This is a genomic window from Streptomyces sp. NPDC086787, assembly GCF_044745865.1.
Classification (GTDB): domain Bacteria; phylum Actinomycetota; class Actinomycetes; order Streptomycetales; family Streptomycetaceae; genus Streptomyces.
Genome location: NZ_JBIVBC010000024.1, coordinates 37,784 through 50,670, shown reverse-complemented (window position 1 = coordinate 50,670; position 12,887 = coordinate 37,784). Strand labels below are relative to the sequence as shown.

At 67.2% G+C, this 12,887-nt stretch carries 7 protein-coding genes; 5 read left to right on the top strand and 2 right to left on the bottom strand.

What is annotated here, in order from left to right; translation table 11 throughout:
- The coding region (locus tag ACIPK3_RS32430; protein WP_402575536.1) for a transposase family protein at positions 1–204 on the top strand (204 nt) is incomplete at its 5' end.
- Between the two features lie 562 nt (positions 205–766).
- Here ACIPK3_RS32430 and ACIPK3_RS32425 read toward each other — a convergent pair.
- Positions 767–7,876, bottom strand: coding sequence for a polymorphic toxin-type HINT domain-containing protein (locus ACIPK3_RS32425; protein WP_402575534.1), 7,110 nt, complete (start codon positions 7,874–7,876; stop codon positions 767–769).
- Between the two features lie 439 nt (positions 7,877–8,315).
- Here ACIPK3_RS32425 and ACIPK3_RS32420 point away from each other — a divergent pair, with 439 nt between their 5' ends.
- The 4 genes from ACIPK3_RS32420 (at position 8,316) to ACIPK3_RS32405 (ending at position 12,149) form a co-directional block, all read left to right on the top strand.
- Positions 8,316–8,576 (top strand): hypothetical protein, encoded by a 261-nt coding sequence (locus ACIPK3_RS32420; protein WP_402575532.1) that lies wholly within the window; start codon positions 8,316–8,318, stop codon positions 8,574–8,576.
- Positions 8,561–11,251, top strand: a complete 2,691-nt coding sequence (locus tag ACIPK3_RS32415; RefSeq protein ID WP_402575530.1) for an FG-GAP-like repeat-containing protein — start codon at positions 8,561–8,563, stop codon at positions 11,249–11,251. Before ACIPK3_RS32420 ends, ACIPK3_RS32415 begins: the two co-directional genes overlap by 16 nt.
- 224 nt (positions 11,252–11,475) lie before the next feature.
- The gene (locus tag ACIPK3_RS32410; RefSeq protein ID WP_402575528.1) at positions 11,476–11,736 is read left to right on the top strand and encodes a CopG family transcriptional regulator; all 261 of its coding nucleotides are present in this window, start codon (positions 11,476–11,478) and stop codon (positions 11,734–11,736) included.
- Positions 11,733–12,149, top strand: coding sequence for a DNA-binding protein (locus ACIPK3_RS32405; protein ID WP_402575526.1), 417 nt, complete (start codon positions 11,733–11,735; stop codon positions 12,147–12,149). Before ACIPK3_RS32410 ends, ACIPK3_RS32405 begins: the two co-directional genes overlap by 4 nt.
- Positions 12,150–12,281: 132 nt before the next feature.
- Here ACIPK3_RS32405 and ACIPK3_RS32400 read toward each other — a convergent pair whose 3' ends face one another.
- Positions 12,282–12,872, bottom strand: coding sequence for a GNAT family N-acetyltransferase (locus ACIPK3_RS32400; RefSeq protein ID WP_402575524.1), 591 nt, complete (start codon positions 12,870–12,872; stop codon positions 12,282–12,284).
- Positions 12,873–12,887: the final 15 nt, after the last annotated feature.

Genomic DNA, 12,887 nt, shown 5'->3' with positions numbered 1-12,887 from the left:
ACCCCCTACTACCACCACAGCGAACAGCCCGAGCACTACCAGCAGTTCAACCGCGACCACGCCCGGCTGCGGGCTCCCGGCGAACGCGCCTTCGCGCAACTGAAGTCCTGGCGGCTGCTACGACGAGCACGCTGCTCCACCCGTCGCATCGGGACCATCGTCCAAGCTGTCCACACGCTACTGACCTGGAGCTATTCAGGATGAAAGGGGTTCTCTGAGATTTGATCTCAGAGAGGGCTCCGGCCACTTCAGGAGCACCGAATAAATCCACTACGAAAGGTTAGCAACAACCTTACTAATGGTCGGATTTTCCCTCAGCAAGGGAACCTCGCTGATCAACCTGGAGTGAGCCTCGCGGAGAAATCGAGAAAGCTCTTCTATGAGCTCATCACGAGAAACCGATACGCGCTTCCCCGTTCGCGAAGATTCTACGGATACAGATTCCGCTTCCTGACACAAGCGAATCGTGTCTTCATTCTCCGTGAAGCCGAAAGATGCATCCTCTCCGCGTGAGATTTGATCCACTACTCCAGATATAGACAGAGCCAAATCCGCCAGAGTTACGAATCTCCGCTTTGAGAACATCTCGACGTCATCCACGACCATCTCCAAGCTGACCCCGAAGTACTTGTATCGAAGGTCGATCTCAGAGATCGCGGCAGGATCACCTTGCTTGGCACTCTCCCAGGTCCGACGCCAAGGCGAACCAGGATCCGGGAGGGAGAAGGAAAAGCGAATCATGTTACTCCTAGCACGTATCCGCGGATCAGAACGGGAAGGCGGTTACGACTTTCCCCTCATTGACGACCACTCGTATATTCATGAGATCGCCTCCACCATTTGCCGGGCCAGCCTTGCCGACGGGGGTACCGAAATTCCACTCATATATCTGGCCTGGCCGACCTCCAGTGTTGGCCCTCGGCGTGCCTCGATTGATGGTTTCTGATATTCGCCGACGGACGATCTTTTCCTTGCCAATCAAGATACCGGCCTCATCATCCAGGAGGGCACCGCCAGGGCGGTGACGATCCACGATGTGCTGCCAATCTCCTTGCTCGAGCGCTGTGACTCCACAAACCCCTCCACCGGAATTGTGAACCAAAATCGGTGTAGCCCCAGCCAGCACATAGTACGTGTGGAGGTCATCGACCGTGAGGTTGTACATGTCGCGGTCGCCAGGGCGCACGGTGATGGCGACGACGTGGACGTGCTGGTTGGTGACCGTGTTGAGGGCGTGGCCGGGCTTGAGTTTTCCGGCCGGTATCCAGGTGTGGAGGGTGTCGTCCCAGAAGGGGTGTTTGGCGGTGGTGTGGAGGGTGTCGGTTGTACCGTCAGACTGCCGGATGCGGAGGTCGATCAGGTCGTAGTCGTGGTTGACGTGGGTGGCGGTGACAGTGCGGGCGCCCTTGTCTTTGCCCGTGTCAGGGTCTGCGACTTCGACCTTGTCGCCGGGTTTGATCTTCCCGATCGCTTTAGTCTTCCCCTGTGCCAGCAGAACAGGGGTGTCAGGGTTGAAGCTATTGGCACACGGATCTCTTACACTACTGGCGCCACTCTTTTCGACTTTCTCATTCCGCTCGAATTTATCCCGGAGGCTGGCAAAGGATCCCTCGGCCATGTGCGGGCCGCCATCAGGTCCCGCATAGTTTGCGCCTATGTAGTCGGTCCAGCCATCGGCGAAGAAGTGCTTCATTCCTTCGGGGCATTCGACTTCATAGCAGGCATTGGCGGCTGCGGCGTAGTACTCCTCTGGAATCATGGTCCAGTTATTGCGCTGCAGCAGTGCAATGTTGGCGCGGAATTTGTCGGACCATTTCTGCCGCTGGACGGCGTCGTGCATGTAGTGGTCTCGAGCGCGCGTGACCACGGCGATCGTCTGGTTTGTCTTGTTGCTGGTGGACCGGGTGTCGTTGACCGTCCACTTGCCCTTTCCGGAAGCGGTTCCGGGGTGTGGGCTGGTGGGGCCGGACGGTCCTCCGTCGTAGCGCGGTTCGTTGTGTCCGGTGCCGTCGTCGAGCCAGAGGCCGGTGGGGTCGCTGAAGGTGACGGGGCTGTTGTCGGCGTAGGCGTAGCCGTTGAAGGACTGGGGGTCTGCGGTGTTCAGCAGTGCGTCGGGGCTGATGAAGCGGCCGAGGGCGGGGTCGTATTCGCGGGCGCCGATATTGGTGAGGCCGGTGGTCTGGTCGATGGTGCCGCCGACGAAGCCGTGGTCGCCGGGCCACGCGGTGGGTGCTGTGCCGCGGGTTTCACCGAAGGGGGTCACGGGGCGGCGGGTGACAGTGAGGGTGTCGGCGGTGATGTCGTCGGTGGCGGTGCCCTGCGGATCGGCTGTCTGGTAGCTGAGCTTGCTGCCGCTGGTGCCCGCGGTGGCGGTGCGCACTGCCGTGGGTGCGTCGGCCAGGGTGTAGTAGCGGTTGGCCGCGGTGACGGTGCCGTCGGTGAGGGTGAGTTGGTCGCTGCCGAGGTAGAGGGTGGTCTTGCCGTCGTCGGTGCGGGCGATCAGGTTTCCGGCGTCGTCGTAGTGGTAGCCGGAGCGGTGCTTCGGTGACTCTGTGGGGCCGGTGGTGAGGGTGTCCAGTTTGCCGAGGGAGTTCCAGGCGTAGGCCTGGTCCTGGTCCGGCTGGGCGGTGCCGTCCGTCGTGGTGGCGATGGTGGTGGGGTTGCCGGCCTGGTCGTAGCTGTAGGTGCGGGTTGTGCCGCTGGTCGTCGCGGTGTGGACGGCGTGGGTGTGGCCGGTCAGGTCGAAGTGCTCGTCGGTGGTGACGTCCTTGGCCGCGTTGCCGGTGAGGTCGTGGGCGGTCTTGGCGGTGCGGTTGCCGGTGAGGTCGTAGGTGTAGCTCTGCCAGTACGGTGCGGGGCCGCCGAGGTTGTGTGCGTCGGGGGCGGTGTTGGTGCACCCGCCGATGCCGTTGATGGTGGGGGAAGCCTCGGTGTGGGTGCTCCCGGTGTCGGTCCAGGCGTCGGTGAGGCGGTTGAGGTAGTCGTAGCGGTAGCACTGCGTGTCGGTGTTCGCGGTGCCACCGGCGTCCTGGACGTCGCTGGTGGACGTGATCTGTCCGGCCTGGTTGTAGGTGTAGTTGACCTGGTCGACCGGGCTGGTGCCGTCTTCCTTGTTGACCGTGTGGGTCAACAGCCGGCCGGTGGCCTGCTCCCAGGCGTCGGTGGTGACCACCTGGCGGGGCATGACGCCCATGGTGGTGCGGGTGGTCTGGCCGAGCGGGCTGTAGTCGATGTAGGCGGTGTAGGTGTCGGTGCCGCCGTTGGAGACGGGCAGGCCGGTGCCGTTGTAGGAGTAGCTGATCTTCTCGTCCGCGATCAGGCTGCCGGTCCCGGTGGAGGCGATCTGGACGGTGCTGGGCAGGTCCTGGACGGACGTGTACTTGTTGGTGGTGGTGTAGGTGATGGCCGCGGTGTTGCCGTAGGCGCCGGCCGGGATGCTGATGGTGGCGCCGGTGGGCTGGTAGGCGGTGGTGTATCCGGTGACCGTGCTGGTGCGGACTGCCTTGCCGGCTTCGTAGACGGTGATGGACTTCGGCTGGCCCAGTGCCGTGTCGGTGGCGGCGTCGTAGTAGTCGCGGTGGCTCAGCTTCACCTTCTGTGCCGTCTTGGCGTCCCAGCCCCAGGTGTCGGTGACGCGTCCCAGGCTGTCGTAGGTGGTGTAGAGGTGGCCGGTCTCGGTCAGGCCGTCCGTGGAGGTCTCGGTCACCTCGCCGTCGTCGTCGTAGCTGACACGGCTGGTGCCGGTGTCGGGGTCGGTTCTGGTGGTGACTTGGCCGAGCAGGTCGTAGGTGCTGGTCCAGGTGACCTTCTTGGCTGCGTCGTCACCGGTTGCAGCATCTGCGGCGAGCGGTCCTACGGTCCGCAGCATCTCTCCTGCGGCGTCGTAGTCGTAGACCGTCTTGTCGTAGCTGCCGGTGGGCTTGCTGCCGTGGAACTGGCGCAGTTCGGTGGTCTTGCCGCGAGCGTCGGTGATGGCCGCGGTGGGGGTGCCGCCGGTGAGAGGGGTGACGTCGGTCTCGTCGATACCGGGGTAGGCGGTGGAGGTCTGCCACTGCTGCCGGCCCAGTGAGTACAGAGTGCCGGTGACGGGGCGGCCCTGACCGTCGTAGGTGGTGCGGACGGTGGAGGGCACCTGGGCGTCCACCGGGGTGACCAGGGTGCCGGTCGGGGCGGACGTGTCCTTGTTGAAGTACGCGGCGTTGGCGGTGGTTGCCCAGCCGTGGGAGTCGTAGGCGGTGTCGGTGATCAGTCGGCCTGTGCCGCCGTTGAGCGGGGTGGACTGGGTCTGCCGCAGTTGCAGCAGGCCGTCGTAGATCTGGTACGTGGCGGTGTACTCGCCGCCGTCGGTGTATTGCTGCGATTCCACGTAGCTCGGGGCGGACTGGCTCACGAAGTACGTGTACTTGCCGCTGGGCGTGGAGGGGTTGGCGGCCTTGGTGTGGTCGGGCAGCCACACGCTGGTGAGGCGGCCGAGGCCGTCGTAGGTCTCGGTGGTCACGCGCTTGCTGGGGTCGGTGACGGTGAGCGGGAGCTGACGGCCCGGGTCGATGGTCGTGGTCCTCGACCAGCCGTTGCTGTTGGCCGAGACCGTGGTGACCGGAAGGTACTTGGCCTTGGTGGCCTTGGTGGTGCTGTTGTCCGTGTAGACGGTGCTGGTCCAGCGGCCCAGGGGGTCCGTGGATTTGGTGACGCGGCCGTAGGTGTCGTACTCCGTGGTGGAGGCATTGACCCAGGTGACGTTGCCCTGGTTGTCGACACTCTTTGCCTTCCGGGCGCTGGTGGCGTCTCCGGCGCCGGTGGAGGGCAGGCTGCCCAGGGTCGTGGACTTGTCGTACCAGGTCTGTGCATCCGCCAGCGTATGAGCGTCGGCCTTGGTCACACACCCGCCGGCCTCGGTGATCGTCTCGGCCGGGAAGGCGTACATGTTCCGGGAGGCGTCAGTGGCGTAGGTGGTGGTGGTGCAGTTCTCCGGGGTGGTGGTGCCGGAGACGGGCCTGCCGTCGGTGCCGATCTCGCCCTTGTCATCGGTCTGGGTGGGCAGTCCGGTGCCGTTGTCGAATGTGGTGGTGGTTTCGGAGGTGCGCCATGTGCCGTCGGCCTTCAGCGCGCGTACGTCCACCCGGTCGGTGTCGGTGAAGCGGGCTGTCAGGTCGGGAAGCTTGCCGCCACGGGGGTGTGTGGCCGTGACCGGCGACATCCAGGGGTGGTTGACCGTCTGGGACCGGGGGCTGCCGCCGTCCTTGTCGTAGACGGTGGTCTGGTAGCCGTGTCCGGACAGCGCGTTGTCGTCAGTGAGGGTGTCGCCGACCGCGTCGGTGACCTTCACGGAGGTCGTGCCGCCGTCGGCGGTGGCGTTGCCGTCCATGCCGCGCAGGTAGTCGGTGACTTCCTCGGTGACCGGGTCGGAGCCCGTGCCGGTACGTGTGACGACCTGTGCGTAGCCGCGGAACTGGTTCCAGGTGCGGTACTTGTCGACGGTCAGCTCGCTGTCGTCGTGGTGCCAGGCCGCGCCGCCCTTGTACTCGTAGGTGGTCACATGGGGCGTCGACTTCGCGGTGGTGGCGTCGCTCTCGTCGATCTCGGTGACGGGATAGGTGTAGAACCAGTCCAGGATCGGGGCGGTGTAGCCGGGCGGGGTCCAGCGGACGGGGTAGCAGGCCTGGGTGTCGGCGTCCTCCTTGGGAGGGCTGGTCCGTGAGCACGAGCTGGTCTTGTAGGCGACGGTGATGACCGAGCCGGTCTCGGTCGTCAGCGACTGGAGCCGGTAGCGGTTGATCGGCGGAATGTTCTGCGGTTCCTCCAGGCCGTCCACGCGGTTGGGTACGGTCGCCTTGCCTTGCAGGGTCATCGTGGGCAGCGTCTGGGCAGTGCCTCCGCCGCGCGTGTCGGCGCCGGTGTGCTTGACCGACTCCAGCCACATGGCGGGCTTGGTTCCGTCTCCCGGGTCCGGGTAGCTCTGGGTGAGCGTGTAGGTGTCGACCGTGGACCAGGCCGGGGTGGCCAGCGACTGGTCCCACACCTTCGTGGTGATGGCCGCGAGGCGCATCGTGGACCAGTACGTGGGCGTGTAGTTGGTGCACGTCCCGGTGGATGCGCAGTTCTGGTCGAAGGGGGTGTCCGGCCAGTGCGAGGCGGTGGCCGTGACCGGTGCCTTCGTGCAGTCCACGCTGTTCTTGCCGTCGCAGCGCTGAGCCGCGGTGAACACCACCTGCGCGGCGGGGGTCTTCTTGGCGACGTAGTCGCCGACCTGCTGGCCGTAGGAGATCGTGGAGGGGTAGCCGGCCCTGGTGTAGGCGGTCAGGGTGTGGGTGGAGCCGCGGCCGTAGTAGTTCGTCTCGGCGGTGTAGGCGTAGGTGGTGATGTTCTTGTGGGTGTCGATGACGAAGTCCAGGTTCCACCGCCAGCCCTGGGTGCACTGGGAGGCCGCGAGGGTGGTGCCGTGGCAGGGTTCGCCGGCGTCGTCGCCGTAGACGGGGGCTCCCCAGGCGGCGTTGGTGCTGGTGTCCTTGCCGTCGCCGCCCGCGCCGCTCGGCAGGTGGTCGGCGCCGAAGTAGTACTGCATCCCGTGGTTGTCGGTCAGGCGCCAGTACGTGCCGCCCTGGAGGCCGTTGGACGCTCCGGAGACCTGCTCGACGACTGATCCGTCGTCGCCGGACAGCCTCCACACCGGGTTTCCGGCGGTGTTCTTCTTCCCGGTCGGCACCAGCTCGCCGGAATGTCCGGCAACAGAGATTGTCGCGTTGTCCCCGGCCCAGCACTCGTTGCCGTCGTTGGTCTGGCCGTCGTCCGCGCAGGACTTGTAGGACCGCTCGACGAAGCCGGGTGCGTAGTCCCAGCCGTCGCCGACCCAGGAGGCCTGGTTGTTCGTCGCCGAGGTGCGTCCGTCGACGGACGCGGAGTTGTACGACAGTGCGACGCCCGGTGCCATGCCGCCGACCGACGGCGGCACCGAGATCGGATACGAGTAGGTGAAGGCACCGGTGTTCCCGGACACTCCCCACTTCCCCGAGGGCGACAGCGAGGTCGCCGCATATGTCCCCGCTGCACCGGAGGCGGACGCGGTGGCGGCGAGCACGACGGCCGCCGGCGCGGAGGCGGCCGAGACACTCGGCTTCGCCTTGCCCGCGGCATTCGCCTGGGCGGCCGGCAGGGCGACCTCGGCGACCAGGCGATGCCGGGCGAAGTCGTTCGCCGAGGTGGCGACCGGCTTCTGGACCCGGCAGGCCGCCTTGTCGGGAGTGGTCAGCGCACAGGCAGGCAGCTCGACCAGGCGAAGGCGGGTGGCGTAGTCGCCGCCGAACGCATCCCGGACGGCCCCGTAGTCGAGCGCCACCGCCACGCGGCCGTCGCCTGCGCCCTGGCCGGTGCGCAGCAGGGACACGGCCAGACCGTCGACGCCGGCCTTCTGTGCCGTGCTGTGCGGCGCCACCGACACGTTCACGTGGCCAGTGGTGGCCTGGCTCGCTGTCTTCCGTGCGAGTGCGTGGTTCCTGGCGGCCGCCGCAGGCAGCAACCCGCGGTCGAGGGTTCCCGGTTGGCCGAGGGTGACGGGTGTGCCGGTGACGCTCACGCCACCGGAGGGGCTCTTCGCGGTCTTCGACGTGAGTGCCTTGCCCGCTCGCTGCGCGTCCTGTGCGGTTGTGGTCGGCAGGTCCACGGTCGCTGACGTGGCTGCGGGCCACTTCGGCGCTGCCGGCTGGAACGATTTCATCGGCGTGGAGTGGAGGCTGTCCGGTCTGGCGTCTGCGGGAGTGACGTTCACCGACCGCATGGCGGACAGGGGGAAGGGCGACCACAGTTCCGGCTTCTTCGCCGCATCGGCGACGGTGGCATCCGTCAGGGAACCTGCCAGCAGGGCGGCCGAGGCAAGTGCCACCGCTCCGAGCCGAGTTCTCCGCCTCCGAAACAGCTGTCGCCCCAACACGCCACTCCCCCATATTTCGCACAGATTTTCTACAACCTCGGCAACCTATCGACACCTCCCACACGACAAGCCAAGAGATCACCATGATCGCGTCAAGAAATTCACCCCGGAGGCAAATCCTCCACATGTGCCCAAATCGAGACGGAGCCCCGATCCCCCGGGCCCGGCAAGGCGGTTGACGAGCGGCAAACGCGCGAGCAACCCATGGGCAGGCAAAATGTCGATCCACATGCGATTTCCGCCATTGAATCGCACTAACGTGCGACACAACTGTGCCCTGAAGCAGGCATCACGGGCAGAAGCAGAAGAAGCACACAGAGACGAGGTCGCATTGATCCGCGCAGGAACGTTCCACAGACGGCGCAGACCCTCCCCGACGCTGGTCACGAGCGTGGTCGCGTTCGCGTTGGCTCTCGGACCCGCCACAGTGGCTGCGCACGCCGACACGTCCACGCCGGATCCGGCGACCAGCCTGGAGCAGGCCGAGTCGACCGCCTCGGTCCAAGCCGCCGTCACGGGAGAGCCGGTTCCGGTGGAAGCGGCCACCACTGCCGACAGCACTCTGACAGCGCAGCCGGACGGCAGTTTCACCCGGCGCGTCAGCGCCCAGCCGGAGCGCCTGAAACGTGACGGGCAGTGGGTCTCGACCTGAAGGTCACCGCCGACGAGCAGGGCGGTTTCTCGGAAGTCCTCATCGTCAAGACCGCGCAGGCCGCGGCCGATTCCCGCCTGGCCACCCTCACCCTTGCCACGGACACACACGGTCTGGATCTGGCCGCGGATACCGGCGGCAACCTCACCGTCGCCGAACCCGCCACCGGCACTCCCGTCTTCCACGCCCCGGCTCCTTTGATGTGGGACTCCTCCAGCGGCGGCACCGACGTTCGGACCGCACCGAGTGCCGAGCCGGCCTCACTGCACGGAAGCAGCCTTCGGAGCACGGCCGTACGAGCAGCAGGTTTTGCCGAGTTGGAGAAAGCGCCGTCCGGTGATGACGGCACCCCTGCCGCCGACCTGAGCGGCGGGCCCAGTTCCACTTCGCAGCAGGCCCCCGTCCGCACCGACGTCACCTCTGACGGCCTGCTACGGCTCACGCCCGATCCGACCCTGCTCAAGACGGCCAGCTTCCCCCTCTACATCGACCCCACCTGGGTGTCGGTGAAGGGGCAGGAGAACGGCTTCACCTACGTCCAGCATGCCTACCCGGGCACCAGTCACTGGAACGACAGTGACGCCAAACTCGGTGTCGGCTACCAGGGCTACACCTCACCCACCGGCGCCGAACGCGCGTACTACCAATTCAACATCGGCACCGCCATGGGCGACAAGAACATCCACCACGCCGAACTCGACGTCAGCGAGATCTACTCCGCGGACTGGGGCTGCACGAAGTACCGGGTGACCGAGACCAACGTCGCTCACATCAGCAGTTCCACAACCTGGAACAACCAGCCCGACGCCTACTCCCAGTCCGACACCTACGACTTCACCGGCGCCAACAACAAGGACTGCCCCGGTGGCGACGCGGGCGGCTTCGATGTCACCAGCTCGGTCAGCAACGACGGGGACGGCACCGTCACCTACCGCCTGACCGGCAGCGAATCGAACAAGACGGCCTTCAAGCGCTTCTCCACCAAAGCCACCCTCGCCATCACGTACAACACTCCACCCGGCACTCCCACCAGCACCACCTCCAGCCCCAAGCCCGCGAACCCGGCCACCTACGGCTGCGGCAGCGCCCCCTACGGCTGGATCCCCAACACCGATGCCTCCGGCGGTGTGAAGCTGTACGCACACGTCGCCGACCCGGACGGCAGCAAGCAGAACATCCGCGGCCAGTTCGCCATCTGGGACAAGGGCGGCTCAGGTGCCGCCACCGCAGTCAACCTCATCTCCACCGGAGACGCCGACGGCAACTCCGGCACGGTTCCCGGCAGCGGCGGCACCGTCCAGATCGCCGTCGATCCCAAGGACCACCCGCTCAAGGACGGCCACCTCTACGGCTGGCACGTGCGCTCCGACGACCTCATCGACACGTCCGGCACAACGGCAAGCTGCTACTTCTGGTACGACGCCACCGCCCCCGGCAGTTTGGCCGTCGCACCGAAGGAGGACACCTCCACCCTCCATACGGGCGACACCCTCCATCTCTCCCTCTCCGCCGCCGACCCCAAGCCCGCCGACGGCGCGGCCAGTGGCCTGAACCACTTCGTCTGGTCCGCGTCCTCCTCGGCCGCGCTCGCCAACAACGGCGGTACCTCCATCACCGCGGCATCCGACGGCACCGCGTCCCTGGCCTACGCGCCCTCGTGGGGAAGCACCACGCTATGGTTCGCCGCCGTCGACAACGCGGGCAACCAGTCCCAGCCCGTCCGCATCAGCTTCTACGTGCCCGACGACGTGAACGCCGCCGTGGAACCCGGCGACATCGACAACGACCACGTGCCCGACCTCGTCGCCGCCGACTCCGCCACGGGCAACCTCGACCTCGTCCCCACCCACACGGACGTACCCACCGCCGACGGCCGGCCCGCGCCCCTCGCCGCCTCCGGGCCCGACGACGCGCCCGCGGCCGCCGACGGCAGCACCACCTGGGCCGACACCCTGCTCGCCCACCGCTCCAGCAACGAGCACAGCTCCAGCGGCAACCGGGTCGACGACCTGTGGGCGTACAAGAACAGCCACCTGTGGCTCTACACGAACAACCTCAACAACAACGGCGGCCTGGCCGGCAACGGCGGCCACTACTTCAGCCGCGACCACCGCGTCCCGGTCACCCGGCCCGAGTGCACCAAGGGCAACTGCGCGGTCTACGCGGCCGACTGGTCTGCGGTCGGTCAGATCACCGCTCCCGGCGACGTGAACGGTGACGGCCACCCCGACCTGGTCACCCTCGAGAACGACCACCTGTGGCTCTTCCTCGGCTCCACCACGACCGGCCAGTTCACCGAGGCGCACGAAGTCGGCACCGCCGGCTGGAACGGATACACGATCACCTCGCCCGGGGACACCAACAACGACGGCCACCCCGACCTCTGGGCCCGCAACAAGGCCACGGGTGTCATCTACGACTACCCCTTCGCCGTCGACAGCCTCAGCGCCCGCACCGCCATCACGAACGCCGCGTACACCGCCGCCGGCCAGCCGCTGATGGCCTCCCCCGGCGACGCGGACGGCGACGGCATCGCCGACCTGTTCACCGTCACCGCCGACCGGGAACTGTGGGCGTACATGGGCACGGCTCCCGACGCCAACGGATACCGGCTCGGCGCCCATCACATCGCCAGCACCAGCGTGCTGTGGAAGACGATCACCACCATCGCCTGACCCACGACCGTGCCCCCGGCCGGGATGCCGGGGGCACGGAGCTCAGCAACAAGGAACTGCCCCGCTTCTGCTGGACCTCGCGGGCGCCACCGGGGACAGCGTCGAACACGTCCCCGACCGCCTGGGCCACGACCTGCTCCCGTTCCTGGATACGCAGGCGGCTCGACGGCTTCGCAGTGCCAGCCCCACTCGAAACGAGGAGGATCGAAGGTAGGATGAGTAGCATGAGTGATCCTACCGGGAAGTACTCCATCACCATGCCCCGCGACATCGCCGAGGCTGCCAGGGCCCGCAGCGGCCCTTCGGGCCTGTCTGCCTATGTCGCCGCCGCCGTCGCGCGCCAGATCGAGCGGGACAGTCTCAACGAACTCATCCAGGTCGCCGAGGCGGAGCACGGGCCCATCACCGACGAAGAGATCCAGGCCCTGCGCGACCAGCTCCACCAGGCCCGGCAGCAAACGCAAGGCAGGGCGAGCGCCGCGTGACCCGCTCGTCCGCCGTTGCCTCCGGCGGCACCCTCGTCCTCGACAGCGAAGGGCTGGCGAAGGCCGTCCTTCGCGACCGCACCGTCACCGGCTGGCTCGCCCTCGCTCGTGCCGACGACCTGCGGGTGATCACTTCCGCGGCCGCTCTCGTGGAAGTGGTCCACCCACGGATCAACCGCCCGGCCCTGGAGTGGACCCTCTCACGCCTCGTCATCGAACCGGTCACCGAACCCATCGCCCGCCACGCCGCCGCCCTCCTCGCCGACGCCGGCCTGCACGGCCACAAATACGCCATCGACGCCATGCTCGGCGCCACCGCCCTCGCAGCCCCCGGTCCGGCGACGATTCTCACCTCGGACCCCGAGGATCTAACCGCCCTGTGCGGCCCTCGCATCACTGTCATCAAGGTCTAGTCAGAACGCGCCCGCCAGGCACGTACGCCCGATCGGGGCGCCAAACGCCGGACCTACCTTCACCGCCCTGCAAGCAAGCTTTGTATTCGGCGTGAGCCGTTCTCACAGGACGGCGTCAAACACCTCGGCGCCTCACGCCGGTGCCGGAGGCGGTGGCGTTGCCCGCGGTGTCCAGGCCGTGCCCGCCTGCCTTGGCTGTGCCGGCCGTGGTGATCGCCCGTTTCCGGGCGGTCGACCCGCATCCGCGAGGTCCCGGAAGAACGTCAGGCCGGGCCGGCCCGAGAGCCGTGTCTCGCCGGTGACGGTGAATCCGTTGCGGGCCAGCACGGCCCGGGACGCGGTGTTGTCCACGGTGGTGGCGGCGCGCAGGGCGGTCAGCCGGTAGGTGCCGGCGGCCAGGGCGCACACCTGCCGTACGGCGGCGGTGGCAAGGCCGCGGCCCGCGGCGTGCTGGGCGATGCGGTAGCCGAGGTCGGCGGTGCCGTCGGCGAGGTCGAGCAGGTTGACCCGGCCCAGTATCTCGCCGGCGTCGCCGATGAGGAGGTGGAAGCGGCAGGCTCCGGTGTCCTGTTCGGCCAGCAGGGCGCGGTGGTGTTCGTCGAAGCGGGCGAAGTAGTCGTCGCCCCGGTCGGGGACGGACGCGGCGAAGTAGGCCCGGTTGGCGCGTTCGAAGGCGAGGAGCGCGGGGGCGTGGTCCGGGCGGAGCGGCTGGAGTTCGGGCATGGTCGGGACCGTAGG